The following is a 25804-nucleotide window of genomic DNA, read 5'->3' as shown; positions in this document are numbered from 1 at the left end:
GATGACGTGGGGCGGGGCGCCTGCGGCCGGGCACACCGCGGCAGTGGGGCACGCCCGGCGGCGCGTGGTGGGTGGGTCAGCCCAGACGGGGCGCGAACTCGGTGGCCCAGTACGTGATGATCTGGGAGGCGCCCGCCCGGTGGATGGAGGTGAGGCTCTCCACGATGGAGCCGTCGCGGTCCAGCCAGCCCCGGGCGGCGGCGGCCTCGATCATCGAGTACTCGCCGGACACCTGGTACGCCGAGACGGGCACGTCGACGTGCTCGGCGATGAGCCGGACGATGTCGAGGTAGGCCAGGGCCGGCTTGACCATCACCATGTCGGCGCCCTCGGCCAGGTCCAGGGCGACCTCGCGCAGGGACTCGCGGATGTTGCCCGGGTTCTGCTGGTAGGTGCGGCGGTTGCCCTGGAGGGAGGACTCGACGGCGTCGCGGAACGGGCCGTAGAAGTGGGAGGCGTACTTGGCCGAGTAGCCGAGGATGGCGACGTTCTGGTGACCGGCCGCGTCGAGGGCCGCCCGGATGTGCCCGACCTGGCCGTCCATCATGCCGCTGGGGGCCACGATGTGGGCGCCCGCCTCGGCCTGCACGACGGCGGCCTGTCCGTACAGTTCGACGCTGGCGTCGTTGTCGACGTCCCCGTCGGGCCCGAGGACACCGGTGTGGCCGTGGGTCGTGTACTCGTCGAGGTTGATGTCGCCGATGACGACGGTGGCGTCGCCGACCTCGGCGGCCACGTCGCGCAGCGCGACCTGGAGGATGCCGTCGGGATCGACCGCGCCCGTGCCCCGCGGATCCTTGTCCACCGGGATGCCGAACAGCATCAGCCCGCCCACGCCGGCGGTGACGGCCTCGACGGCCGCCTTGCGCAGGGTGTCCCGGGTGTGCTGGAAGACGCCCGGCATGGAGGGGATCTCACGGGCCTCGGTCAGGCCCTCGCGCAGGAAGAGCGGCTGTATCAGATTGCTCGCGTGGACCTGGGTCTCGGCGGTGAGCCGGCGCAGGTGCGGGGTGCGGCGCAGCCGGCGCGGCCGGTGCAGCGGGGCGCCGGCGGGGGTGCTGACGGGGGCGGGGCCGATGGTCGACTGGATGGTCATGCGGGATCACGCTCCTTGGAGGATCGAGCCGAGGAAGACCTTTTCGAGGTGCTGGGAGATCTCGGCGGGCGGACGGTGGAACCAGTAGCCGGCGTCGGATCGGGAGAAGATGCGCAAGTCGCGCAGGGTCACGGTGAGTTCGGCGAACTTCACGGCGAGGCCGGCCGGGTCGACCACGGGCATGCCGTGCAGTTCGCGGACGCCGAGGTGCCAGAAGATCTCGTTGGGGATGCCCTCGGCGGGGATGATGATCTCCGCGCCGGCCTCGCGGGCGCGGGCGGCGGCCTCGGAGTACACGGTCAGGAACTGGTCGCAGTCGCCGGCGAGGGCGCGGTGGACGCCGTCCCAGCCACCGGGTACCACCTCGTAGGCGGCCATGGACCGCTCCAGGCCGTAACGCCGGACGTTGGCCCGGATGGGCTCCTCGAGCGGCGGCATGAAGCCGAGCAGGCCGAAGCGGTGCCCGGTCATGGCCGACAGGAAGAACGCCGTCTCGCCGTAGCCGAGGGTCGGCACGGCCGCGAGGTGCCGGGCGTCGCGCAGGCCGGGGTCCTGGCCCGCCGCCGTGATCCAGGCGTCGTAGCCCTCGCGTTCGGCCTGGAGGGCCGAGTGCGCGAAGTGCTCGCTGAAAAGGACCTGGGCGGCGTGGTGGCCAACCAGTCCGAACGGTGTGTTGTCGGGGTAGGTGTCGGCCGGCAGCGTCTTGATGTCGATGACGCTGCCGGGAGCGGCGATCGCGTCCAGATGCTCGCGGTACCACTGGTCGAGCAGTGGCAGCCGTCCCTCCACGGTGTGTTTGTGGAACCAGAGGCGCATGGCGCATCCGTCCTCTCGGGCAGGCGGACTTTCGGGCAGGCGAAAAGGGATCGGGTATCAGGTGGGCGAGGCGGTTCAGTGGGTGAGCTGCGGCCGGGGGGCACAGTCCAGGAGCGAGGCCTTGACCAGGTAGTCGGTGGTGCGCTGCGGGTCGGCCGCGACTCGGCCGATGTCGTCCAGGGCGCGCCGCAGCCGGGCCGGGTCGTCGATGCCGGCCGTGCGGGCCTCACTGCGCGGGATCACCTTGTCCGTGACCACCCGGCGCCGCTCGGCGGCCACCGAGCCCAGGATCCGCTCGTCGGCCTCGCCGTGGTGGAGCCGGGTCAGGGCCCGCCCCCAGGCGACGGCGTCGTGCAGTCCGCAGTTCATGTTCATGCCGCCCGCGGTGGAGGTCAGATGGGCGGCGTCCCCGGCGAAGAGGACCCGTCCCGCCCGGTAGTCGGGCAGGACGTAGGCCGCGAGCCGGTAGGTGTGCGCGTCGGCGACCTTGACCTGTGCGGCCCAGGAGGGCAGGGCCCGGTCGAGGAGGGCACGCACCTCCGCCTGCTCCAGCGTCTGGCGGCGCGGTATGTGCGCCGGCACGCGGAAGATGAGGCGCCAGTGGTCCGGCATGCCCAGGATGCTGAAGGACTGCCGGCTGTCGCGGACGTACGCCAGCGGCGCCAGGCCCGGCAGGAGTGCGTCGAGGGCCGTGTGCGTCACCACCCGCAGGGCGTACGAGGGGTATTCGGTGGCCCGGGAGGGCAGCCCGAGGGCGGTGCGGACGGTGCTGCGGCTGCCGTCGGCGGCCACCACGTACTCGGCGTCCAGGGGCGTGCGCACGCCGAGGGGCCCGTCCAGCCACAGCCGCACGCCGTCGCCCCGGGGCCGCACGTCGAAGACGGTGCTGGAGAAGCACACCTCCGCATGCGGGTACTCGGCCAGCCGGGCCAGCAGCAGGGGGGTGAGCCGGGACTGCTCGGCGTGGATCCGGTAGGGGTGGGCGGTACGGCCGCCCAGGGCGTCGTAGCCGATGCGGTGCAGGACCCGCTGGCCGAGGTCGCGCCACTGGATCTCGTGCACCTCCCGCCCGGCGGCGCCCAGGGAGGCCGCGACGCCCAGCTCGTCGAGCAGGTCCAGCGTCGCCGGGTGGAAGGTCGAGGCGCGGGAGGCCGTCGACAGGTCCCGGGAGGATTCCAGGACGGTGACCGGTACGCCGCCCCGGGCCAGGACCAGGGCCGTGGTGAGCCCGACGGGTCCCGCCCCGACGACGACGACCGGGCGGCGGCGGACGCTCATGCCGTCCCGCCCGTGCGGGCGGCGAGCCGGCGCAGCAGGCCGGTCTCCTCCGCGGGGCCGACGGGCAGGCCGGTCTGCTTGAGCGCCCAGCGGGCCGAGCAGATGTTGGAGGTGAGCAGGATCCGGTCGTTGCCCTCGCCGATCTGCCGCAGGGCGTCGAAGGTGAACATCCCGGTGCCGGTGAGCAGCAGGGCCTCGTCGTCGCCGAGACCGGCCTCGGCGACCTGGCGGACCAGGTCGTCGGTGCTGACGTCGTAGGGGGAGAAGCGGTCGCCGGCCCGGATCGGGACGACCCGCGAGACCGTGAGGCCCGCCTCCTCCCAGAAGGCGCGGGACAGGTCGGTCAGCCACGGCTCGTACGGCGAGACGAGGACGATGTCCCGTACGCCGAGGTCGGCGCAGGTGTCCAGGGTGGCGAGGGTGGAGGAGGCGACGGGCCGGCCGCCCGCCTCCGCGAGCTTCTCGCACAGGGCCCGGTCGCCGTCGGGGCCGAGCAGGTAGTGGGAACCGCTGCACGCCACGACGACCGCGCCGAGCTTCAGGCCGCCGAATCCGGCGACGACCTCGTCGAGGTGCTCGTTGTAGGTGTCCAGCCGCTCGCGCAGGGTCCGTCCCGGCAGGATCGGGAAGCGGGAGGTGTGCACGTTCATGGCCGGCCGGACGAGATTGCCGATCTCCGGTTCGGCGGCGGCGTTCCCGGAGGGAACGACGACCCCGAGACGTTCCGCGGATTGCAAGGACATCTTTCCCCTTTTCCGAGGCTTTTCCGAGGCGACTTCTCCCAGTCGTGGAATTTCCGTTCGTGGGATTTCCTGTCGCTCGGAACGCTAGGCGGCAAGGGGGATGCCGGGCACTACGGAATCACGCAGTGAGCCGTTCCTCCTGCGGAATTCCGAACCGGGGGACGGTGGCGCCGAGAGCCGGGGCGAGCTGTGCGCGGCGGTTGATCGACAGCTTCCGGTACATGCGCGTCAGGTGCTGTTCCACGGCCCGGCAGGACACGTTCAACCGCTCGGCGATCTTCTGGTTGGTCATACCGGAGAGCACCATGCGGGCGATGCGCGACTCGTGCGGGGTGAGCACGCCGTCGGGGGCGGCCGCGGGTGCCTCGGGCTCCCGTCCGGTGAGCGCGCTGTGGCCGTACTCGACGTTCCAGGCACGGATCCTGGTACGGGCGACGAGTCCGTGCCGGGCGAGCGGATCGCCGCGCAGGACGCGGTGCAGGGACACTTCGTCGGAGACGGCGATCAGCAGGATGTCGCCGTTCCCGGTGCCGGCGGGACCGCCGCCGACGAGGATGCCGCGGCCGGACAGGGAGCGCAGGTGGTCGAGGTGGTCGGGCCAGACCTGGTGCAGGCGGGATTCGGCGGGCTGGAAGGTGCGTTCGACGACGTACGGCATGGGTTCACCTCGGGAAGTGGCTGGCTCACGGGCGACGGGACCCGGCGGGCCGGTGGTGTCTCCGGCTCGCCGGGTCCCGTCCTCGGCCGGTGCGGTGAGGACCGCGGGTCCTACCGGGTGCCGGCGGCCGGGGCACCCTGCGCGGTCAGGTCCTTCGCCGGTGCGGGGGCGACGGTGGTCTTCTCGGCGGGCTTCTCCACCGGCTTGCGGCGCAGCAGCGCGGTGGCGGTGAGCACGGCGGCGGTACCGAGCAGCACGCTCCAGCCGAGGGACTCGTCGAGGAAGGCGGCGCCGAGGACGACGGACACCACGGTCATGAGGTAGATGACGGTGGCGGCGGCCGCGGGGCCGTCCTTGGTGATGATGATGGTGTTGAGCAGGACCGCGAAGCCGGTGCACACCACGCCGAGGACGATCAGGGCGATGACGGAGTCGGTACGCCACTGGACGGGCTGGAGGCCGAGGAACGGCACGGCGAACAGGGTCAGCACGGCGGCGATGCTCAACTGCCCGCCCGCCAGCATGAAGACCGGGATGCCGCGGCCCGCGAGGAAGCGGCCGACGTAGGCGAAGCTGCTGCCGAAGCTGATGGCGCCGAGGACGAAGCAGACGATGCTGCTGGTGGAGGCATGGGTGCCGGCGTTCCAGGGGGCGGCCACCAGGACCACGCCGAGCAGACCGACGGTCATGCCCAGGATCCGGGCGGTGCCCAGCCGCTTCTCGGAGCCGAGCAGTACGGCCGCGCCGAGCGTCCAGACCGGGCCGGTGCCGCTGATGATGCCGGCGACGTTGCTGGAGCCGTGGACCTCACCCTGGGCGAACAGCAGCCAGGGGACGGCGTTGCCGAGCAGCGCGGCCACCGCCATGTGTCCCAGGATCTTCCGGTCCCGGGGCGGGCGCTGCCCCTTGAACAGGCCGATGGCCATCAGGACGGCGGCCCCGAGGACGAGCCGCACGAACACCATTTCCACGGGCGAGAAGCCGTACCCGGAGATCTTGATCCAGAGGAAGACCGAACCCCACAGCAGGCTCAGGCCGGACAGTCGCAGCAGGGCGCCGGATTTCATGACGGATCCTCACATTCAGCGGAAGACGGAGGTGAAACGGGGGGAGATGGGGAGCGGAACTCGTCCGCCCGACCCGCACCAAGAGCGTCGCCCCGTGCCGCTGTCCGCGTCCAGCAAATGATATTTCCGATGAATGTGAAGGCCCGCTGAAGTATTCGATCCAAAGACTAAATGCGTAGTCTGCCTTTGAAATTATGACCCAGGTGCCTCGTTCAGCTCTGACTCGGCGGTCCGTGCCGCCTCGTCCAGAGCGTCCAGGACCGCCTCGATCTGCGGCACCTCACCGCTGCCGGGCCGTACGGCGGCGAACACCCGGCGCCAGGGCGCGTCGTCGAACCGCCGTACCGTGACGCCGGGTTGGGACGACCGGCGGGCCAGCCGCGGCACCAGGCAGATGCCCAGGCCCTGGCGGACCGCGGCGAAGGTGGCGTCCCAGTCGCCGATGACATGGGTGGCCTGCGGGGTGAAGCCGGCGGCCGCGCAGGCCGCGAGGGGGATCTCCTGGCACATGCCGACCGTGGCGAAGATCCACGCCTCGTCGGCCAGGTCTCCGAGGGTCAGCGAAGGCGCCTGCGCCAGCGGGTGCTCGTCGGGCAGTGCCACGTCGAACACCTCCGTCATCAGGGGCCGTTTGTCGAAGCGGGCGTCGACGGCGGGCGCGGCCGGCGACTCGACGGCGATGACCACGTCCGTGCGCCCCAGCTCCAGCAGCTCGAAGCTGACGGGCGGGTCGACCTCCGCGAGCGTCGTGCGCAGCCCGGGCAGCCGCCGTTTGAGGATGCCCGCGGCCGGCAGGATGAGGGGCGTGAGGGTGGTGCCGAAGCCGGACACCGACACCTCACCGTGTTCGCCGCCGCCGTGCACGGCGAGCGCGCGGTGCAACCGGTCGATGCTCTCGAAGATCTCCTCGGCGTGCCGGAGCACCACCTTCGCCGCTCCCGTCAACCGCAGCCGCCGCCCCACCGGTTCGGTCAGCGGAACACCCAACTCCTTCGCCAGTCCGGCGAGTTGCTGGGAGACGGCCGACGGGGTCAGATGCAGCGCGGCCGCCACCGCGCTGACCGTGCCCCGCCGGTCCAGCTCCACCAGAACCCGCAGCTTGCGCAGATCGAGTTCACTGCCGTACGGCTTTGCCGTCACAACACCCTTGTCCATGCCCATGTCTGACGCAACATCAGCGCAGCCGCCCGTGTTCCAGATCGATCACCTCCTCGGCCAGCCGTTCGAACGCGGCGAGGTCGGCGGCGTTCCGGTCGGCACCGCGCACCTGCCCGGGGAAGGTGGGGTCGAGGACGACCGTGTCGGCGCCCAGCCGGTCGAGCAGCACCAGGTCGCCGTGGATCTGCTCCAGGTTTCCCTCACCGAGCACCCGCCCGGCGGGCAGCGGCCGGCTGGTCAGCCGCAGCTTGATCCGCGGTGCCAGCGCGGGCACCGGCCGGTTCAGCCGCTTGGCCGTGTCGCGCAGCGCGGGCAGGCCGACGTGCACCAGCCAGTCGCCGGTGACGGAGGTGGGGTGCCAGGCGTCGCCGTAGCGCACGGCCCGCCGCAGGGCGCCCGCGCTGTGCCCGCCGATCCAGACCGGCGGCCCGGACGGCTGCGCCGGGCGGGGCCCGGTGTGCACGGGGCCGAAGCTGACGAACTCCCCGTCGTGGGCGACGACGTCCCGCGTCCAGAACGCCTTCATCACCCGCAGGTACTCGTCGCTGCGGGCGCCCCTGCGGGCGTACGGCACTTCCAGCGCGGCGAACTCGCCCGGCGCCCAGCCCGCGGCGGCCCCGAACACGAACCGGCCGCCACTGAGCTGGTCGATGGTCGCCACCTGACGGGCCACCAGCAGCGGGTGCCGGTACGCGAGGATGGCCACGGTCGTCCCGATCCGGACCCGGCTCGTGGTGCCCGCCAGCCAGGCCAGCACGGCGAACGGGTCGTAGAACGGGGCCGGGAACAGATTCTGCACCTCGGGCGTGAGCGCCACGTGGTCGGACACCATCAGCTGGTGGTAACCCAGCTCCTCCAGCCGCCGGGCCCAGTCCAGCATGGTCCCCGCGGTGGTGGCCGGACCGTAGTTGGGCAGGTTAGCTCCGAACTTCATGGGAGTCTCCGTTTCGCTCCGCCCCCGGGTGCGGACGTCCGTCCGGGGCTGGGTGGGGCGCGCCGGCCACGAGCCGGCGGCCGAGAAGGTGCAGCGCGCAGGCCATACAGGCCACGGCCGCGGCGGTCAGCGGCAGGTGGCGCGGCGCCAGTCCGGCCGACAGCACGGCCCCGCCGAGTGCGGCACCGGCCGAGCCACCGAGGTAGGTGGCGGAGCTGTTCAGCGCGAGGACGGCCGCACCGCCGGACGGCCTGAGGCCCAGCAGCCGGTGCTGCTGCGGCACCACGAACGCCCAGCCGGCCGCGCCCCACAGCACCAGCAGCGGCAGCACGGCCGCGCCGCTCAGCAGCGGCAGCGGGGCCAGACACAGGGCCAGTGCGGCGAGCAGCACCGCCACCTGGGCGCCGGGCCGGCCGGTACGGTCCAGCAGCGGCCCGACCAGGAAGCTCCCCGTGACCCCGCCGACACCCCACAGCCACAGTGCCGTCTGGTGCGCGCTCACACCCGCCGCGTCGAGCACCGGCACCAGGTAGGTGTACAGGCCCAGGCTCGCCACGGTCTGCAGGAACGTGGTGAGCACCGCGATCGCGACCCGCCGGTCCGTCAACTGGACGACGCGCTCGCGCAGTCCGGGCATCGCGGCGCCGCTCACCTCCGGCAGCAGCGCCAGCGACCCCGCCAACGACACCACACCGATCCCGGTCACCAGCCACAGCGCCGCCCGCCAGCCCGCGTGCCCGGCCAGGAACAGCCCGCCCGGCACCCCGATCACGGTGCCCGAACTCAGCCCGCCGAGCACCACGGTCAGCGCCCGGCCCCGCCGCTCCGGTCCGGCCAGCGCCGCCGCGGCGGTCGCCGCCACAGGCATGAACACCCCGGCGGCCACCCCGGCCAGCCCGCGCGTCACCACCAGCACGGGCAGCGAAGGCGCCACCGCGGTACCGGCGTTCGCCAGGCAGAACAGCGCCAGCGCCCCGATGAGCACCTGCCGGACACCCCACCGCCCGAGCACCGCCCCCACCAGCGGGGCGAGCAGGGCGTAGCAGAGCATGAAGACCGTCACCAGCTGCCCCGTCACGGAGGCAGGCTCGTGCAGGTCCCTGCCGACGGCGGGCAGCAGACCCGCCGTCACATAGGCGTCGGTCCCCACCGCCAGCGCTCCGAACCCCAACAGCAGCACGCGCAGCACGGTGTCTCCTCCCTCGTCGGCGTCACCGCGTGGGTCAAGCCTCACGCGGCGGACGGCGCCGAGGGGCATCCGGAAGGTCCAGAGGTACGGGTTCCCACACTCTCCGTCCCGCCGGACGGCCCCGACCCGGCCGCCGGCTCCTAACGTCGACGTACCGACGGGGCAGTGGCCGAGGGCCGCCGTACCGAGTCGACGCGACGGAAGGGATGAGCCATGCAGGACCGCGACATCATCGATTCCTGGTTCCCTGCCGACCTGCTCCCGCCCGCTCACCGGGAAGAGCACTACGCAGCCCGGGAGCTGCCGCCCGGCGCACGGGTGACCCGGTTCGCGCCCAGTCCGACCGGCTCGATGCACCTGGGCGGTCTGTACGTGGCGACGCTGGCGAAGGACCTCGCCCGGCGTTCCGGCGGGGTGTACCTGGTGCGTATCGAGGACACCGACAAGGACCGCGAAGTGGCGGGCGCGGCGGACGAGTTCGCCCGGATCTTCCGCTACTTCGGCCTGGAACCGGACGAAGGTGAACCCGAGGGCCGCTGGGGGCCCTACCGCCAGTCCGACCGGGCGGACATCTACCTGTCCTACGTGCGGGAACTGATCCGCGAGCAGCAGGCCTATCCGTGTTTCTGCTCCCCCGAGCGGCTGGAGGAGAACGCCGGTGAACAGCGGCGTTCCCGCTCGCCGCTCGGCTACTACGGCAAGTGGGCCCGCTGCCGCTCGCTGTCCGTGCGGGAGGCCGGGGAGCGGATCGCGGCCGGGGAGCCGTACACCGTGCGGCTGCGCTGCCCCGTCGGGCTGCCCGGCCGGGTACGGTTCCGCGACCTGGTGCGCGGGGCGCTGACCATGCTGGACAACGGCAACGACGTGGTGGTGCTCAAGTCCGCGGACGCCGAGGGCCACCGACTGCCCACCTACCACCTCGCCCACGTCGTGGACGACCACCTGATGCGGGTGAACCTCGTGGTGCGCGGCGAGGAGTGGATCTCCTCACTGCCCCTGCACCACCAGCTGCACCGCGCGCTCGGCTTCCGGACGCCCGAGTACGCGCACATCGCGCCGCTGATGAAGCTCGACGGTGCCGGCCGGCGCAAGCTGAGCAAGCGCAAGGACCCCGAGTCGACGGCCGGGTTCTACGAGGCCGCCGGGTATCCGGCGGCGGCGGTCGGACACTACCTGCGCGGGCTGGCCAACAGCCGCATCGCCGCGCTGCCGACGGACGAGGCGCTCGCCCAGCCGCTGCGGCCGGCGGAGATGGGGACCGCCGGGCCGATGGTGGACCTGCTCAAGCTGCGCTCCGTGAGCCGCGAGTACATCGCCTCGCTGGCGCCCGCCGAGGCCCTCGCACAGCTCGCTGACTGGGCGGCCGACTACGCCCCCGAGCTGTACGCCGTCCTGCGCAAGCATCCGGATCTCGCGCTGGCCGCCTTCGAGATGGCCCGGCGCGGCACCGGGACACCCCGCAAGGACCTCGCGTGCTGGCAGGAGTTCACGGCCGCCTACGGCTTCTGCTTCCCCGAGCTGCACGAGATGGTCGACCGGCCCACCGACGACCGGTTCGGGGGCCTGCCCGGCCCGCTCGTGACCGCCCTGGCCGCTGACCTCGCCGCGGAGTACCGGCACACCGGGCCGCCGGAGAACTGGTTCGCCGTGCTGCGCGCGGTGGCCGAACGGCACGGCTTCGCCCCCGACGTACGCAGCCACCGGACGGCGCCCGGCGCCTACCGCGGCTCGATCCGGGACGTGGCCAACGTCATGCGCGTGTGCCTCACCGGCAGCCGTCGCAGCCCCGACCTGTTCCAGGTGGCCCAGTCCCTCGGGGAGGAGGAGGTGCTGCGCCGGCTCAGGCCGCTCGCCGCCCGGGTGCCGGCCGGCGTGGGCTGAGCCGGGGAGGAGCGGGAGACCGGGGGAAGAGCGGAAGACAGGGGAGAGGCGGACGGCGGCCCGGGGTCCGGGCCGCCGTCCGGCGCGTCTCCGCTCAGCCCGTGTGCGTCGCCTCGGCGCGCAGGGCGACCGCCAGCTGGGCACGCCGGCCGATCGACAGCTTGCGGTAGATGCGGGTGATGTGCTGCTCGACCGCGCGCGGCGACACCATGAACCGCTCGGCGATCTGCCGGTTGGTCAGTCCGTCCAGCATCATCCGGGCGACCCGCCACTCATGGGCACTGAGCCGCCCGGCCGGCTCGGCGTCGGCGACGGCGACGGCGACGGCCGGGCCGGACACTGCTCGCTCCTCCGCTCCGAGCAGATCGTCCATGCCCTGGACCGTGACGTCCAGCGCCAGCCGCTCCTGGGTGTAGGGGTCCGCGCCGAGCACCTGGTGCACCGCGGCCCGGTCCTGGGCCCTGACCACCAGGACCTCCCGGCACCCCGCCTCCCATGTGCCGCCACCGAGCAGCACGCCCTGGTGGTAGAGCCTGCGCCAGTACGTCTGGTGGGCCGGCCGGAGCCGGTGCAACCGGGCGTCGTCCTGGAACGCACGGCTGATGACGTAGCGCACCGGTTCCGCATTCTGACGTGGTGCCATGTGTCCCACGCCTCCCTCACGCAGCCTGGGGTATGGACATGGAGAGGGCCACTTCGGTGGTGTGCCGCCAGGTCACGTCGTTCACCGCGTCCGGCACGAACTGCCCCGTGAGCGCCAGCCGGACGGACTCGGCGACGGCGACGCCCGCCTTCTCCTGCGCCTCGTTCGTGGACGCGCCGAGGTGCGGGGTGCACACCACCCGGTCCAGCTCGAACAGCGGGGAGTCCGTGCACGGCTCCTTCGCGTACACGTCCAGGCCGGCACCCGCGACCCGGCCCTCCTCCAGCGCCGCGTACAGCGCCTCCTCGTCGACGATGCCGCCGCGCGCGGCGTTGACGATCCGCACCGACGGCTTGACCTTGCGCAGCGCCTCCTCGCCGATCAGGCCGAGCGTCTCGGGTGTCCTGGGCAGGTGCACGGTGATGAAGTCGGAGACGCCCAGCAGCTCGTCCAGCGACAGCGCCTTCACACCCATCCGCGCGGCGCGGGCGGGCTGGACGTAGGGGTCGTGGGCGACGACCTTCATGCCGAACGCGGACATGCGCTCGGCGACCAGCGCGCCGATCCGGCCGAGACCCACGACACCGAGGGTCTTCCCGGCGAGCTCGACCCCGGTGTACCTGCTGCGTTTCCACTCGCCGTTCTTCAGCGCGGCGTCGGCCTGCGGGATGTTGCGGGCGGTGGCGAGGATCAGACCGCAGGCCAGCTCGGCGGCGGTCACGATGTTGGAGGTCGGGGCGTTCACCACCATCACGTCGGCGTCGGTGGCGGCACAGACGTCGACGTTGTCCAGGCCGACGCCGGCGCGCGCGACGACCTTCAGCTTGCTCGCCGCGGCGATGGCCTCGGCGTCGACCTTGGTGGCGGAGCGGATCAGGATGGCGTCCGCGTCGGCGATGGCGGACAGCAGTTCGGCGCGCTCCGCGCCGTCGCAGCGCCGGACCTCGACGTCCGGGCCGAGCGCGGCGACGGTGGCGGGCGACAGCTCTTCGGCGATGAGTACGACGGGCCTGCTCATGGGAGATTCCCTTCCTCGGTGGGGCAGCGGTGGGGCGGCGGGGCGGGTACGGGTGGGTCAGCCGCCCACCTGGTACTGGCCGCCCGCGTACAGCACGGTGGGCGGCCGGTCGTCGGCGCGGGTCCAGGTCACGGCGCCGGCGACGAGTGTGTGGTCGAACATGCGGACAGAGCTGCTGACGTCGCACACCGCGGCCACCGAGGCCGCCGCCAGTACCGGGACGCCGTGCTGCGGCTGCCAGGACACGTCGGTGAAGCGCTGGGCGGCGCTGCCCGTCGCGAACTGCCGTGCCAGGTGCCGGGCGTTCCACGGCAGCACGTTGACCGCGAAGGAGCCGCTCGCCAGGACCTGGTCCAGCGTGCGGCTCTCCGTGGACAGGGAGACGAGCAGCGCGGGCGGTCGCAGCGACAGTGACATGACCGCGTTCACGGTGCAGCCGACCGGCCCGTCGGGGCCGGTCGCGGTGACCACCGCGACACCCGTGGCAAGCCGGGTCACCGCGTGGCGGAAGGCCTCGCCCGACACTCGGGGAGGCGCGGACAGGAGACTTTCGGTTGTCATCGGTTTCCCCGCCTTCAGGCGTCCTGGGCCGTGATCCGGGCCGTCACGGTCCTGCGGTCCACTTTTCCGTTGGCGTTCAGCGGCAACTCGTCGTAGACGGTGAGGCCGCCCGGCACCATGTACGCCGGCAGCCGGAGCCGCAGCGCCGCCAGCAGGGCTTCCGGCGCCAGGTCCGATCCCGTGCACACCGCTTCGAGGCCGGATTCGCCGTGCGCGACCGGCACCGCCACGACCAGGGCGTCGCGCACACCGGGCTGTGCCCGCAGGGCCGCCTCGATCTCTCCGAGTTCCACCCGGTAGCCGCGCACCTTCACCTGCTGGTCGAGGCGTCCCAGATGGACGAGCTGTCCGTGCTGCCGGGCGACCCGGTCGCCGGTGCGGTACCACAGGTCCTCCGGTACCGGCCCGCCGCCGTCGAACACCCGCGCCCGCACCCCGTCGTACGCGACGAAACGGCCGGCGTCGTCCGCCGGATCCAGGTAGCCGGGGAAGCGCTGGGCGCCGCGGACGCAGAGTTCCCCGTCCTCGCACGGCAGTCCCTCGGCGTCGAGCACCACCTGCTCCAGGCCCGGGTACAGCGCGCCGATCGGCACCGTGCCGTTGGCCGGCCGCGGCCAGTCGGCCGGGTCGTCCGGGAGCCGGTACTCGGCGCAGCTGATGGTCAGTTCGGTGGGTCCGTAGAGGTTCTCGACCCGGCTGCCGGCCGCTGCGGTCCGCCACGCCTCGGCCTGCTGGAGGGTCAGCGGCTCGCCGCAGAACAGGCTCCAGCGCAGCGTCGGCATGCTGCCCGGCGGCAGGCTCCGCAGCCGCCGCGCGAGGGACACGACCGACGGCACCGAGAACCAGTGGGTCAGTTCCCTCGCGGCCACGAACCGTGCCGGGGCCATCAGGTCCTTGCGCCCCGGCACCACCAGCGCGGCCCCGCCGCCCCAGCTCGCGAACATGTCGAAGACCGACAGGTCGAAGGTCAGGTCGAAGGTCTGCGAGACACGGCTGCCGGGCCCCATCCCGTAGCGGGACACGACGTGTCCGAGATACGCCGAGACGTTGCGGTGCAGGATCGGCACGCCCTTCGGGACGCCCGTCGAACCGGAGGTGAACAGGATGTACGCGACGGAGTCCACGTCACCGGCGTAGGCGGGCAGTTCGGCGACGGGACCGGTCGCCTCCCGGGTCAGGGGCAGCACCGGGACCGGCAGCTCGGCGGCACCCAGGTGCTCCTCCTCCGCCAGGACGACGTCCAGCTCGCCCGCGGTGACGACGGCCGCGGTGCGGGCGGCCGGGAAGGACGGGTTGAGGGGTACCACGGTGCTGCCGAGCCGCTGCACCGCGAGGTAACCGGCGTACGCCAGGACGCTGCGTTCGGCGAGGAGGCCGACCCGGCGGGGCACCGTGCCGTGGGCGGCGAGCAGTTCGCCGGCCACCCGGTCGGCGAGGTCGCTCAGCTGCCGGTACGTCAGCCGCTCCGCGCCCACCTCCAGCGCGGGTTCGCCGCCGTGGCGGGCCACGGAGGCGGCGAACCACTCGTACAGGGTCCGTTCCATGATCATCCTCTCTGGGGGAGGTCGGCGCTCAGGGCTTGCACGGTGGTGAGGAGCTGCTCGATGGAGCGGTCGACCACGCCGGGGCGTGGCCGGCCGCGCGCGGCGGACTGGGCCGCGAACCGCAGCGTCCTGGGCAGCTCGCCCCAGGCCGCCGACGCGGCCGCGGCCGACTCCGGGTGGAGCCTGCCGTCCGTGACCGCGAAGGCCAGCCGGTAGGTGTGGTGGCGGGCGGCCGCCCAGAGGTCGTCGACGTACCGGGCGAGTGCCGTGGCATCGGTGCGGAAGACGTCGGCGATCCTCGTCAGCGACGGCTCCAGACCGATGCTCCAGGCGCCGGGTCCGGGCGCGTCCCCGGTGGTGGCCGTCGTTGCGGGCTGCCGGGCCAGCCACCGGTACTGCCCCGCGGGCGGGACCGGGATCTCCTCGCCCAGCGCCAGCCGGTCACGGCGGACGACCTCCGGCGGCGGGTCCGGCACCGGAGTGAGCGCCGCGGCCAGGTCGGCGTCGCCGACCCAGCCGAGGAAGGGTTCCTGCTCGCCGAACGGGGTGAGGGCCGTGAAGTGGTCGCCGAGCAGCCAGCGGCCCGCACGGTGGTCCCGGATCAGCAGCCAGTGCGGGGCATCGGCCTGTCCGTGGGCCGGTGCCCAGGGCAGATGGCGGGTGTTGCCGACGGCCAGGACCCGTCGCTCGCGGTGCAGCGTGTCGAGCAGGGCGGTCCGGGCCGTCGGCCAGTCGGCCGCGCCGCGGTAGACCAGCTCCCGGCCGTCCTCGGTCCGGTCCACCCTGGGGTGGTGCGAGAAGGCCAGTTCACCGGGGGGCAGGTCCACGCGCACCGCCAGCCGGACGCCCTCGGCGAGACGGCGCCGGACGCCGGGCACGTCCGGCGTCAGAAGGGCGAGGAGGTTCGTGGTGTAGCAGCTGAGGTCCGGCATCGTGGCCGGCGCGCCGGTCAGGTTCACGAGGTGTCCAAGTCGCTGTGAGGGGCGGAGAAGGCACAGCTCAACGGTGTCTGCGAGCGTCCGCGCAGGCTGATCCACTGGAAGTCGTGCCACTGTCCCCGGTGCCGGCCGGGAGGGACGTCGATCGCCCACGGCCGGCCGGACATACCGGTGCCGGCCGCTTTGACACAGGCCTCCTGAGCGGTCCAGACCCAGGCGAGTTCGGCCGCCCGCTGCCGTTCCGGCAACGTGCCGAGGTCCCGCGTGTGCTCGCCGAGGCAGCGGCGCAGCAGCCCGTCGGGGACGTTGTCCGGGGGCAGCTGGACGTCGACGCCGACCCTGCGGTGCGGGGCGAAGGCGACGGCGATGGCGTCGCCGTCGTGCGAGATGCTGATGCCCTTGCCCGGGTGTCCGGCGAGGACGGGGCGTCCCTGCTCCTCGGCCCGCACCGGCACCTCGGCCAGCTCGGGCCGGGTGGCGCGCAGCAGATGGCGCAGCAGCGCGCGGCTGGCGAGGAACTCCTCCACCCGCCACTCCGGCAGGTCCGCCGCGGCCGCCCGGTCGAGCGGATGCGGGTCGGCGCGGGCCCACTGGCCGCGTTCGCCCCTCGCCACCCAGACATCCGGCGACACCTGGAGCGTCAGAAGATTCATGAGCGCAACTCCGTGAGTACCGTGTCCGCGTTGTCGGCCACCGCGGCGAGCACCAGCTCGGTGACGCCGCCGCCGATGCCGAGCACGCCCGCCTCGCCGCGGATGCGCTGGGCGCCGCCCCGGCCGAAGCCGTCGGCCCCCTGCAACTGGGCGCAGGCGGCGAGCACCGGGTCGGCGACGAGTCCCGCCGCCGACTTGAGCAGGGCGGCGGCCGCGAGATCCTGCCGGCGTGCGACCCGCTCGCCGAGGCTCTCGCACAGGGCGCGCAGCTGCCGCACCTGCACCAGGCAGGCGGCGTAGCGCTGGCGCACGGCATCGTGCTGCCACAGGGGCCGCCCGTCGAAGTGCCGCCGGGTCAGCCGCTCCTTGGTGTCGGCGAGCACCCGGCTGGTCAGCGCCACCGCCCACAGGGCGCCCGCGAGCCGTTCGGTGCCCATGTGCTGGGCGAAGACGGCCATGCCGCGTCCGGGCCGGCCCACGATGTGGTCGGCCGGCAGCCGCACCCCGTCCAGTTCGACGTGCCCGGTCGCCGACCCGGTGAGCAGGTCGGTGTCGGCCGGGCGCACGCGCACACCGGGTGCCCTGGCGGGTACGAGCACCCAGGTGAAGCTGGTGAAGTGCCGGCCGGGCCGGTGCCGGGCGAGGACCAGGAGCCAGTCGGCCCCGCACGCGGTGGTGATCCAGCGTTTGCCGCCGGTGACCAGCAGTCCGTCCGGTCCGATCGCCACCTCCGTACCGAGGCCGGCCAGGTCCGAACCCGCCGCGGCGCTGTCGGTGGCGGCGAGCGCCACCGTCGACGTGCCGGACAGCGCCGCGTCGAGGGCCTGCCGTACGGGTCCCTTCTCGGGGGCGCAGGCGGCGAGCACCGGCAGTGCGCTGGCCGTCTGGACCAGCACGCTGAGGGTGACGCCGTTGTCGCCGCGGGCGTCCACGGCCCCGATCAGGTCGGCGAGCCGTGCGGGGTCCGGGGCGGCGGCGGTTCCCCCGCCCCGGTCGTCGTGGTCGTCGTGGTCGTAGAGGTCATAGAGGTCTCTGAGGACGCCCGCCGTGCCGAGCGCCGCCCACACCTGGGACACCGGTGCCCCCGTGGGAACCGCGGCCAGCGCGGTGGCCGCCCGTGGTCGGTGGCGCACGGCGGGGGTGCCCTCCGCCTTCAGGAGGTCAGGCAAGGCGCACCTCCGGATCGAGCAGTGCGAGCTTGCCGTCGACGAGGTGGAGACGGTCGTTGCTGTAGTTCAGGGCGGCCGACCGCAGGTCCCGCAGGCTGTGTTCCAGGCGGGTGGGGGAGTCCTTGAGGTAGCCGTGCCGCATCCCCACGGCCTCCACCAGACCGTCGACGGCCCGGTAGCACTCCTCGGCCGCGGTGATCTTCAGGCTGTTGAGCAGCAGCTGGACGCGGGGCACGCTGAGGTCGTCGGCGGTCGCGACGACCTGCCGGGCGCGGTCCAGGAGCGCGTGCACCGCGTCGATCCGCTGGCGGGCCCGGGACAGCCGGGTCAGCAGCAGCTCCGAGTCGAGGTCGACCCGCGCGCGGCCCTGCCGGGAGCGCAGCAGCTTGACGACGCGGGAGAGCGCGCCCGCCGCGGTGCCGAGCCAGCAGGCCGACCAGCCCAGGTGGGCCATCGGCCCGAACACCGTGGTGACGATCGTCCGGAACTCGCCGTGCCGGCCCACCACCTGATGGGCGGGCACCGTTCCGGTCAGCCGCAGGGCGACACTGTGGCTGGCGCGCATCCCGAGCGGCTCCCAGTCGCCCGACCGTTCGACGGTGAGCTGGTCGCGGTGGGCGTACACCAGCGACACCTGGTTGGGGGAGGCCGGGGCCGGGCTCTGCATGGTGACCAGGAAGCCGTCCGCGTACTCGCCGCCGGTGACGATCGGCGCGAAGCGGTCGAGCAGCAGCTCGCCGTCGCGCGCGGCCAGCGCCGCCCCCGAACTCAGCAGATGCCCGCCCTTGCCGGCCTCGGTGGTGACCGACGCCAGGTACATCCGGCCCGCGGCTATCTCGGGCAGCAGCTCGTCGCGCAGCCGCTCGCCGCCGTAGCGCACCACCGCCGCCACCTGCTGGCAGTGCATCGTGAAGATCATCGCCACGGACATGTCGACCCGGCCGAGGGCCATGCCCGCGGTCACCACGTCGTCGGTCGTGCCGCCGAGGCCGCCGTGGGTCTCGGGGACGAGCAGGCCGAGCAGCCCGGTGCGGCGCATCTCCTGGAGCGCCTCGACCGGGAACGAGGCGTCACGGTCGGTGCGGGCGAGGTGCTCGGCCGCCACGGCGGCGACCCGGTCGATACGTTCCGTGAGCCCCGCGGCGGTCAGCGGTGCGGCGGACGGGGCCGGCCGCACCGGGGCGAACGTCGGCGCGCTCATGCGGCCGTCACCTGCTCCCCGTCCACGGCGTACTGGGCGTCGAGCGCCGCGCGCACCACGGTCCACAGGCTGCCGGCGGTGGCGAACGTGTCGTCGTTCATGTCGTCGTCCGGCAGGGTCACGCCGAAGGTGTCCTCGATGGCGAACAGCAGCTCGATGGCCTGCATCGAGTCGAGGCCGAGCTCGCGCAGCGACGCGTCGGGGGCGATCTCCCGCTCGCCGAGGAACTTCAGGAACGGTGCGAGCAGTTCGGTGAAACGGGCATCCATCACTTCACTCCAGGGTGGGTGCGGGCCGAGGCCGGGACGGTGGTGCGGGTCAGGTGGATCCGGGTGATGTCGGGGACCGCGCCGGGGCGGTCGCTGTCGATGACGGCTTCCGCGGGCAGCGGATGGCCGAGGAAGGCGACGAGGCTCGCGCTGAGCCCGTAGGCGCCGACGTTGGGGACGGCGAGCAGGTCGCCGGGCCGCAGCGCGGGCAGCCGCGCGGCGCGCGCCCAGGTGTCGAGCGGGGTGCACAGCGGGCCGGTGACCAGGGCGTCGATGGCCGGTTCGCGGTCGCGCCCGCCCTCGCCGCGGGGGTCGCCGGGCACCAGGCGCGGGTTCAGGGCGGGCAGCCGCCGCAGTCCGGACATGCCGCCGAGGTGGTTGATGCCGGATTCGAGGACGACCACGTCCTTGCCGTGGGACCGCTTCACGTCGAGCACGGCCGTCAGCAGGACCCCGGCCGTGCCCACCAGATAGCGGCCCGACTCGAAGACGACCCGCGGGCCGCCGTCGTGCCGGCCGGGCAGTTCGTCGTCGAGCAGTGCGGTGAGCCTGGGACGCAGTCCGGACAGGTCGAGCCGCGCGCCCTCCGCCGCGAACGGCGCGCCGAAGCCGCCGCCGAGGTCCAGGACGCTGATGTGCACGCCGTGCTCCGCCAGCGCCGCCGTCAGGGTCCTGGCGGTACGCAGCGAGCGGGCGAACTGGCCCACCAGCGCGTCGACCTCGCCGAGGTTGGTGCCCATGTACAGGTGGAGGCCGACGACCTCGGCGTGCGGCCGGCCGGCGAATCGTTCCGGCTCGCCCAGCACCCATCCGGTGTCCGCGCCGAACTGCGAGGCCACTCCGGTCATCGCCAGGCCCTGGCCCGGCACCGGCTGGTCGTCGTTGACCCGCAGCAGGCACCGCGCCGTGACACCGGCACGGCCGGCGAGCCGGTCCAGTTGCTCGATCGCGTACGGGGAGTCCACGGAGAACGTCCGCACGCCGTGGCGCAGCGCGTGGCCGATCTCCTCGTCCCGCTTGCCGGGGCCGGTGTAGAGCACGTCCCCGGCCGGCCAGCCCGCGCCGAGCGCCGCCTCCAGCTCGCCGGTGGAGCACACCTCGGGGTGGGCCCCCCGCTCGCGCAGCACGGCCAGCAGGGACGGGTGCGCGTTGGCCTTGAGGGAGTAGTACAGACCCGAACCCGGCGGCAGCGCGTCACGCAACGCGTCGTGGTTGCGCCGGACTTCGGCCAGGTCGTACACGTACGCCGGGGTGGGGACGCGGGAGAGGACCTCCGGCGGCACCGGCGGGACCGGCAGGACGGCGCTATCGGGCCCGGACACGGGTGGCCTCCTGCGTCAGGACGGCCAGCGCCTTGCGGTCGACCTTGCCGTTGCCGGTCAGCGGCAGCGCGTCGACGATTCTGCAGTGGCGCGGGATCTTGAACTCCTCGATCTGCTCGCGCATGCCCTGGAGCACCTCGGCGGGCGACAGCTCGCCGACCGCGAACAGCAGGGCGGGGGAGGAGTCCTGGGGCGGCAGCACGGCGGCCGCGCCGACGCCGGGGATGCGGCGGGCGGCCGCCTCGACCTCGGTGGCGCTGACGCGGAAACCGTTCTCCTTGTAGATGTCGTCGCGCCGGCCGTCGAAGTACAGGTATCCCTCCTCGTCCACCCACCCGTAGTCACCGGTGTGCAGTTGCGGCAGGAGACCCTCCACGCGGCGGAAGCGCTGCGCGGTGAGCGCCGGGCGGCGCCAGTAGCCCGCCATGACGTTCGGGCCGCGCACCACGATCTCGCCGATCTCACCGGGGGGCCTGCGGCGGCCGTCGTCGTCGACGACGAAGACCTCGGTGCCGGGCAGCGCGCGGCCGCTGGAGCCGGGCCGTGTCAGGTCGCCGTCGGGCGGCATGATGGTGGCGCGCTTGCACTCCGTCAGGCCGAACATCAGCTGCACCCGCAGGCCGGGCAGCGAGGACCGCAGCGCCTTCAGCGTCTCGGCCGGCATCGCCGCCCCGGTGTTGGTGAGCAGTCGCAGCGGCGGCCTGTCGTGGGACGCCCTGCGCAGCAGCCGGGCCAGGGCGTCGGCCACCGACGGGACGGCGGCGAGTACGGTGGCGCCCGCGCGGACCAGGTTCCCGAGCAGCGCCGGACCGACCTCGGCGGGCCGGCCGAGCACGACGTGGGCGCCGGCCGGCGCCGACACGAACAGCTGGTACAGGCCGTAGTCGAAGGAGAGCGGCAGCGGGCTGTAGACGACGTCGTCCGCCCGGTAGTCCAGCACCGATCGGATGGCCGCGGCGGAGAACGTCAGCTGCTGGTGGGTGCTGACGACGGCCTTCGGCAGCGAGGTGGTGCCCGAGGTGTAGATCAGGCACACGGGGTCGACCGCGAGGGGACCGGGCCGGACAGCCTCCGGCACGGGCGTGTCCGCGAACGCCACCGCGGCCACCGCCTGGGTGGTGGCGGTGCGCACCCCGCGGCGCTGCGCGGCGAACTGCGAGTCCGGGGTGTCGGTGACGAGCAGGCCGGGCTCGCAGTCGTCGAGGACGTGGTCGAGCTGGATCCCCTGGACCTGTTCGTGCAGCAGCGAGAAGGCGACCCCGGCCCGCGAGGCGGCGTACACGAGCGCGGGCTGGACGGTGGAACCCGGCGCGCAGACCACGAGCCGGTCGCCGCGCCGCAGCCCGCAGGCGTGCAGCCAGGCGGCCAGCCGCCGGGAGGCGGCGTCGAGTTCCCGGTAGCGAAGCGTGTGGTCGCCGCTGGTGACGGCGGGCCGCTCGGGCCACTGGGCGGCGGCCCGGTCGAGCAGCTCGTGCAGCAGGGCGGGGTGGGCGGACATCAGTTCCCTCCGGTGCGGGCGACGGGACGGGCGGGGGACGGCGCCGTCGTGCCGGTGGGCAGGGCGCGCAGCACGATGCGGCAGATGCCGTCGACGTGGTGAAGGTTCTCCGGTACGAGGTCGTCCGCGACGAACTCCACGGACAGCTCGCGTTCGAGGCGTTCGACGATCTCCACCACCCGGAAGGAGGTGAAGCCGGGTACGTCCGCCAGGGGCTGCCCGCCGAGCAGGGCCGCCGGGTCGGTCCTCAGCACGGCGCCGGCGCTGGCCGCGACCCGCTCCCGGAGCGCGGCGGGCACGGGCGTCCGGTCGGCTGTCCGGTCGGCCGGGACCGGATCGGGCGCGCGGGCCGCTGTTCCGGAGCCGAACACCTCGCGGTCCCGGCCGAGTTGCTCCGCCAGGCGGGTGAACAGCTCCCCGGCCGCGGGCCGGCCGCGCTCGACGCGGCGGTAGCCGAGGTAGACGCTCTCGGCCAGCTGCTCCCAGGCCCGCACGTGCGCGAGGACCGTCGGGTCGTCGGCGAGCACGCCACGGGAGTGGAGGAAGCGGGCGTGCAGCTTGCGGGAGCGGGCGAGGAGCCAGGTCTCCAGGGTGAGCCGGTCCAGGGCGGCGAGCCGGTCGGGGTGCTCCGCGTAGGCGGTGACGTACCGGTCGGCCACCTCCTCGTCGGCCAGGTCGAGTCCGGCGGCGGCCGGAGCGGTGGGTGTCTCGGCGGGAGCGAGGGTGACGGACAGGGCCGGTCCGGGCACGGCGGCGGCCAGCTCGGCGCGGCTCAGCGGGCGGCTGACCGGCCGGGCGCCGCCCCAGGGGGTGTCGTTGTGGTAGCCGTCCACCACGACGGCGCCCGTGCCGTCGGCCGGCTCCAGCAGGAAGCTGTGGTCCATGTGCCGCCGCCCGAAGTACGGCACCCACGGCAGGTGGTAGGCGTCGGCCACCAGGTAGCGGCCCGCGGCCGGTGCGACCGCCTCGCCCGGCCGGGTCGTCCGGAGGTCCAGGACGGTGAGCCCGAGGCGGTGGGCCGTCTCGGTGAGCTGGTCGGCGGCGGAACGTTCCACCGTGGGCAGCCCGTCCGGCCCCGGCACCGGACGGAAGCGCAGGACGGCACCCAGGTCCAGATGGGTTCCCGGGCCGTGCCAGCGGTCGGCCAGGACCGCCAGATTGACCTGGACGCAGTCGAACAACTGCCATTCCACGGTTCCGGGTGCGACGTCAGCGTTCATGGCCGGCTCCCGCACCCGCGAGCTGCGCCACCCGCTCCAGGTCCCCCATGGCGCGGCCCAGCGCCTCCGGGTCGGGCCTGTCGTTGCTCAACTCGCCGTCCAGCAACTGCTGGTAGGCCCCCAGGTCGAGGTAGCCGTGGCCGCTGACGCACACCACCACGCCCTTCTCGGCGCGCAGCGGGCCGTTGTTCCCCTCGGCTCCGGCACCGGCCAGGCGCGCGGCCGCGGCCAGCGCGTGGCCGGACTCCGGGGCGGGCAGCACCATCTCGCTGCGGGTGAAGCGACGCCCCGCGTCGAGCGCCTCGACCTGGCCGACGGCGGTGGCCGCGATCTGGTCGCGGTGACGCATCGCGGAGAGCACCTTCGCGGCGCCGTGGAAACGCAGCCCGGCCGAGTGCGAGTCGGGGATCGGGTAGGAGCTGCCGATGGTGTACATGGCCTCCATCGGCCCGGTGCCGGTGGCGTCCGTGTGGTCGTAGGCGTACGTCCCGCGGGTCAGCTTGGGCGTCGTACTGGACTCGGCGGCCACCAGCAGCGGCGGCTCGGCGCCCGCGGCGGCCGCGGCCGAGAAGAACGGCAGCGCGATCCCGCCGAAGTTGGAGCCCGCGCCCACACAGCCCACCACCGCGTCGACCGACGCGTCGAGGCCGGCGAGCTGGTCGGCGGCCTCCAGGCCGATCACCGACTGGTGCAGGATGCTGTACGTCTCTCCGCTGCCGATGCAGAACGCCGCGCCCTCGGTGCGGGCGGCGTACTCCACCGCCTCGCCGATGGCCAGCGACAGGCTGTTGACGCCGGCCTCGCTCCGCCGGGCCACGTCGGTCAGCGGGCTGGGACTCGCGTGCACGGTGGCGCCGAGGGTCCGCATCAGCGTGCCCCGGTACGGCTTGCGGCGCAGACTCCCGCCGACCATGAAGACCGTGCACTTCATGCCGAACAGCGCGCAGGCCGCGGCCAGGGCGGTGCCCCACTGTCCGGCGCCGGTGCCGCTGACGAGCTCCCGCACGCCGGCCCGCGCGTAGTAGTAGGCCTGCGCGAGGGCCGTGTTGAGCTTGTGGCTCCCGGAGATGTTGCCGCCCTCGTACTTCACGTAGACCGGCACCCGTGCCCCGACCGCGCGCTCGAAGCGCTCGGCCCGCCACAGCGGCGTGGGGCGGAACGCCCGGTAGGCGTCGGCGACCTCGGCCGGGATCTCCCAGTACTCCTTCAGCTGCACGCTCTGCCGCACCAGCTCCATCGGCAGGTTGACCTGGACGCTGCCGCCCGCGGCCCGCCCGCTGCGGTCCGGGGGCAGCTGCTCGTCCAGACGTGGCAGGACACTGCGCCAGCGGGCCGGCAGACCGGTGCCGCTCACCGGGACGCCTCCGCCCCGGACAGGACGATCTCGATCAGGTCGTGGACGGTCTGGAAGCTGCGCCCGACGAACAGGTCGTCGGGGAGGACGATGTCGAGTTCGTCCTCCAGGCGCACCAGCATGCCTACGAATCCCAGCGAGTTGACGCGCAGGATCTCTCCGTTGAGCGGTTCGTGGTCGTCGATGTCGGCGGGCCGCAGGGACAGCCGCGACTCGGCGATGACCACGCGCTTGACGGACTCGGTGACCGCGGTGCGGTCAAGTCCGGTGATCATGTTTCCTCCGTGGAAGGTCCGGGGTCAGGGACGGGGTTCGGTGAGCGGGCTGCGCAGCGTGCCGTGCGCCTCGACGACCCAGCTGTGGGTGACGAGCGAGCCGAGGGTGACCGGGCCGCGCACGTGCATGCGGCCGGTGCTGATGGAGATCTCGGAGCCGAGGCCGAGCGTGGGGCCGTCGTGCAGGCGCAGGGAACCGTTGACGACGATCGCCGCGGCGTCGACCCGGCGGGTGAACTCCTCGCTCACGTCGTCGTCCCCGGCGAGTACGCCCTCGGTGTGCCCGGAGCCGTGCCGCCGGATGTGGGCCACGGCCTCGTCCAGGCCCTCGACCGCGCGCACACCGATCGTGGCGTCGAGGAACTCCCGGCCGAGGTCGTGCTCCCGCAGCTCCTCGATCCGCCAGGGCCGGCCGCCGCCGGCCTCTCCACCGGGCCGCGGCACCCGCGGGTCGAGCCGTACGGTCACCTGCCGGTCGCCGCGCTCGGCGGCGCGCAGCATCGCGGTCACGAGGTCCTCGGCGACCTCGGCGTCGACGAGCATCATCTCGGCGGTGTTGCAGGCGGTCGGCTCCGGCAGCTTGCTGTCGAGGGCGACCTCCGCGGCGAGCTCCAGGTCGGCGCTGCGGTGCACGTAGACGTGGTTGACTCCGCCGCCGCTGGCGATCACCGGGATCGAGGAGGTGCCGCGGCAGTGGTCGATGAGGGAGGGGCTGCCGCGCGGGATCAGCACGTCGACGGCGTCGGACCGCTTGAGCAGGGCCCGCAGCTGCGCCCGGTCGGGGTCGTCGAGGACGGTGACCAGGTGGCCCGGGAGCCCGGCGGCCTCCAGGGCCTCGCGTGCCACGGCGGACAGCGCCTCGTTGGTGCGGGCGATCTCCTTCCCGCCGCGCAACAGCACGGCGTTGCCCACCGCGACGGGCAGCAGGGCGCCCTCCACGGTGACCGTGGGACGCGCCTCGTACACCATGAACACCACGCCGAGCGGCTTGGGGACGCGCAGCCGCACCCCCCAGTCGCCCACGGGGACCCCGGGGTCGCGGGCGGTCACTTCGGCCAGTTCGCCGAGGACGGCGTCGGTGAGCCGCTCCAGCCCGCCGAGGTGGGCGTCGGTCAACCGCAGCCGGTCGAGCAGGACGGGTGACAGGCCGCGCTGTTCGGCGCGGGCCAGGTCCTCGGCGTTGGCGGCGAGGACCGCCGGCCAGTGGTCGGCCAGGCGCTTGGCGAGTTCACGGCAGTAGCGTTCGTACGCCGGATCGCCGGTCGGTGGTGCGGCCGCCAGGGCGGCACGCGCGGATGTCAGTACTGCGTCGGTCATGA

Annotated in this window: 24 protein-coding genes and 1 pseudogene; 1 reads left to right on the top strand and 24 read right to left on the bottom strand. The window is 73.6% G+C overall.

The window, feature by feature from the left end:
• Positions 1–76: 76 nt before the first annotated feature.
• From hemB to ABZ915_RS39680, 9 genes are all read right to left on the bottom strand, one after another.
• Positions 77–1096 carry a porphobilinogen synthase gene (gene hemB / locus ABZ915_RS39720; RefSeq protein WP_361813597.1) on the bottom strand — a complete coding sequence of 340 codons (1020 nt, stop codon included), beginning with the start codon at positions 1094–1096 and terminating at the stop codon, positions 77–79.
• Between the two features lie 6 nt (positions 1097–1102).
• Positions 1103–1912, bottom strand: a complete 810-nt coding sequence (locus tag ABZ915_RS39715; protein WP_361813595.1) for an aspartate/glutamate racemase family protein — start codon at positions 1910–1912, stop codon at positions 1103–1105.
• Positions 1913–1987: 75 nt separating this feature from the next.
• A complete protein-coding gene (locus ABZ915_RS39710) occupies positions 1988–3190 on the bottom strand; it encodes an NAD(P)/FAD-dependent oxidoreductase (RefSeq protein WP_361813593.1) in 1203 nt (400 codons plus the stop codon).
• Positions 3187–3933: an arylmalonate decarboxylase gene (locus ABZ915_RS39705; protein ID WP_361813591.1), complete on the bottom strand. Its 747-nt coding sequence runs from the start codon at positions 3931–3933 to the stop codon at positions 3187–3189. The genes ABZ915_RS39710 and ABZ915_RS39705 overlap by 4 nt, the downstream gene beginning before the upstream one ends.
• Positions 3934–4051: 118 nt before the next feature.
• Positions 4052–4591: a helix-turn-helix transcriptional regulator gene (locus ABZ915_RS39700; RefSeq protein ID WP_361813589.1), complete on the bottom strand. Its 540-nt coding sequence runs from the start codon at positions 4589–4591 to the stop codon at positions 4052–4054.
• Between the two features lie 110 nt (positions 4592–4701).
• On the bottom strand, positions 4702–5658 hold the full coding sequence (locus ABZ915_RS39695) for a DMT family transporter (RefSeq protein ID WP_361813587.1): 957 nt from the start codon (positions 5656–5658) through the stop codon (positions 4702–4704).
• A gap of 192 nt (positions 5659–5850) precedes the next feature.
• Positions 5851–6813: a LysR family transcriptional regulator gene (locus tag ABZ915_RS39690; protein ID WP_361813585.1), complete on the bottom strand. Its 963-nt coding sequence runs from the start codon at positions 6811–6813 to the stop codon at positions 5851–5853.
• A 19-nt stretch (positions 6814–6832) separates the two neighbouring features.
• Positions 6833–7750, bottom strand: a complete 918-nt coding sequence (locus tag ABZ915_RS39685) for a TIGR03619 family F420-dependent LLM class oxidoreductase (protein ID WP_361813583.1) — start codon at positions 7748–7750, stop codon at positions 6833–6835.
• Entirely contained in the window at positions 7734–8984 is a 1251-nt protein-coding gene (locus tag ABZ915_RS39680; protein WP_361813581.1) for an MFS transporter, read from the bottom strand. Before ABZ915_RS39680 ends, ABZ915_RS39685 begins: the two co-directional genes overlap by 17 nt.
• Positions 8985–9152: 168 nt before the next feature.
• Between ABZ915_RS39680 and ABZ915_RS39675 the strand changes: the two genes are divergently transcribed.
• Positions 9153–10820, top strand: a complete 1668-nt coding sequence (locus ABZ915_RS39675; protein ID WP_361813579.1) for a glutamate--tRNA ligase family protein — start codon at positions 9153–9155, stop codon at positions 10818–10820.
• 94 nt (positions 10821–10914) lie between these two features.
• Here ABZ915_RS39675 and ABZ915_RS39670 read toward each other — a convergent pair whose 3' ends face one another.
• The 15 genes and pseudogenes from ABZ915_RS39670 to ABZ915_RS39600 all read right to left on the bottom strand — a co-directional run bounded on the left by ABZ915_RS39670 (position 10915) and on the right by ABZ915_RS39600 (position 25802).
• On the bottom strand, positions 10915–11463 hold the full coding sequence (locus ABZ915_RS39670; RefSeq protein WP_361813577.1) for a LuxR C-terminal-related transcriptional regulator: 549 nt from the start codon (positions 11461–11463) through the stop codon (positions 10915–10917).
• Positions 11464–11542: 79 nt separating this feature from the next.
• Positions 11543–12481 (bottom strand): annotated as a pseudogene (locus ABZ915_RS39665) (hydroxyacid dehydrogenase); the annotation flags it as partial.
• 57 nt (positions 12482–12538) lie between these two features.
• On the bottom strand, positions 12539–13042 hold the full coding sequence (locus ABZ915_RS39660) for a flavin reductase family protein (RefSeq protein WP_361813575.1): 504 nt from the start codon (positions 13040–13042) through the stop codon (positions 12539–12541).
• Positions 13043–13056: 14 nt separating this feature from the next.
• Entirely contained in the window at positions 13057–14586 is a 1530-nt protein-coding gene (locus ABZ915_RS39655) for an amino acid adenylation domain-containing protein (protein WP_361813573.1), read from the bottom strand.
• Between the two features lie 2 nt (positions 14587–14588).
• Positions 14589–15545 (bottom strand): hypothetical protein, encoded by a 957-nt coding sequence (locus ABZ915_RS39650; RefSeq protein ID WP_361813571.1) that lies wholly within the window; start codon positions 15543–15545, stop codon positions 14589–14591.
• Positions 15542–16177 (bottom strand): 4'-phosphopantetheinyl transferase superfamily protein, encoded by a 636-nt coding sequence (locus ABZ915_RS39645; RefSeq protein WP_361813569.1) that lies wholly within the window; start codon positions 16175–16177, stop codon positions 15542–15544. Before ABZ915_RS39645 ends, ABZ915_RS39650 begins: the two co-directional genes overlap by 4 nt.
• Positions 16174–17346 (bottom strand): acyl-CoA dehydrogenase family protein, encoded by a 1173-nt coding sequence (locus tag ABZ915_RS39640; RefSeq protein ID WP_361813567.1) that lies wholly within the window; start codon positions 17344–17346, stop codon positions 16174–16176. Before ABZ915_RS39640 ends, ABZ915_RS39645 begins: the two co-directional genes overlap by 4 nt.
• Complete coding sequence (locus ABZ915_RS39635) at positions 17339–18547, bottom strand: acyl-CoA dehydrogenase family protein (RefSeq protein WP_361813565.1); 1209 nt, start codon at positions 18545–18547, stop codon at positions 17339–17341. The genes ABZ915_RS39640 and ABZ915_RS39635 overlap by 8 nt, the downstream gene beginning before the upstream one ends.
• On the bottom strand, positions 18544–18816 hold the full coding sequence (locus ABZ915_RS39630) for an acyl carrier protein (RefSeq protein WP_361813563.1): 273 nt from the start codon (positions 18814–18816) through the stop codon (positions 18544–18546). The genes ABZ915_RS39635 and ABZ915_RS39630 overlap by 4 nt, the downstream gene beginning before the upstream one ends.
• Positions 18816–20138: a type III PLP-dependent enzyme gene (locus ABZ915_RS39625; RefSeq protein ID WP_361813561.1), complete on the bottom strand. Its 1323-nt coding sequence runs from the start codon at positions 20136–20138 to the stop codon at positions 18816–18818. Before ABZ915_RS39625 ends, ABZ915_RS39630 begins: the two co-directional genes overlap by 1 nt.
• On the bottom strand, positions 20122–21636 hold the full coding sequence (locus ABZ915_RS39620) for a class I adenylate-forming enzyme family protein (protein WP_361813559.1): 1515 nt from the start codon (positions 21634–21636) through the stop codon (positions 20122–20124). Before ABZ915_RS39620 ends, ABZ915_RS39625 begins: the two co-directional genes overlap by 17 nt.
• Positions 21636–22856, bottom strand: coding sequence for a hypothetical protein (locus ABZ915_RS39615; protein WP_361813557.1), 1221 nt, complete (start codon positions 22854–22856; stop codon positions 21636–21638). Before ABZ915_RS39615 ends, ABZ915_RS39620 begins: the two co-directional genes overlap by 1 nt.
• Positions 22846–24210 carry a TrpB-like pyridoxal phosphate-dependent enzyme gene (locus ABZ915_RS39610; protein WP_361813555.1) on the bottom strand — a complete coding sequence of 455 codons (1365 nt, stop codon included), beginning with the start codon at positions 24208–24210 and terminating at the stop codon, positions 22846–22848. The genes ABZ915_RS39615 and ABZ915_RS39610 overlap by 11 nt, the downstream gene beginning before the upstream one ends.
• A complete protein-coding gene (locus ABZ915_RS39605) occupies positions 24207–24485 on the bottom strand; it encodes a phosphopantetheine-binding protein (protein ID WP_361813553.1) in 279 nt (92 codons plus the stop codon). Before ABZ915_RS39605 ends, ABZ915_RS39610 begins: the two co-directional genes overlap by 4 nt.
• 24 nt (positions 24486–24509) lie before the next feature.
• Positions 24510–25802, bottom strand: a complete 1293-nt coding sequence (locus ABZ915_RS39600) for a glutamate-5-semialdehyde dehydrogenase (protein WP_361813551.1) — start codon at positions 25800–25802, stop codon at positions 24510–24512.
• Positions 25803–25804: the final 2 nt, after the last annotated feature.

It is taken from the genome of Streptomyces sp. NPDC046915 (assembly GCF_040644935.1).
GTDB lineage: Bacteria > Actinomycetota > Actinomycetes > Streptomycetales > Streptomycetaceae > Streptomyces.
This window is presented reverse-complemented; position numbering and strand designations above follow the sequence as displayed.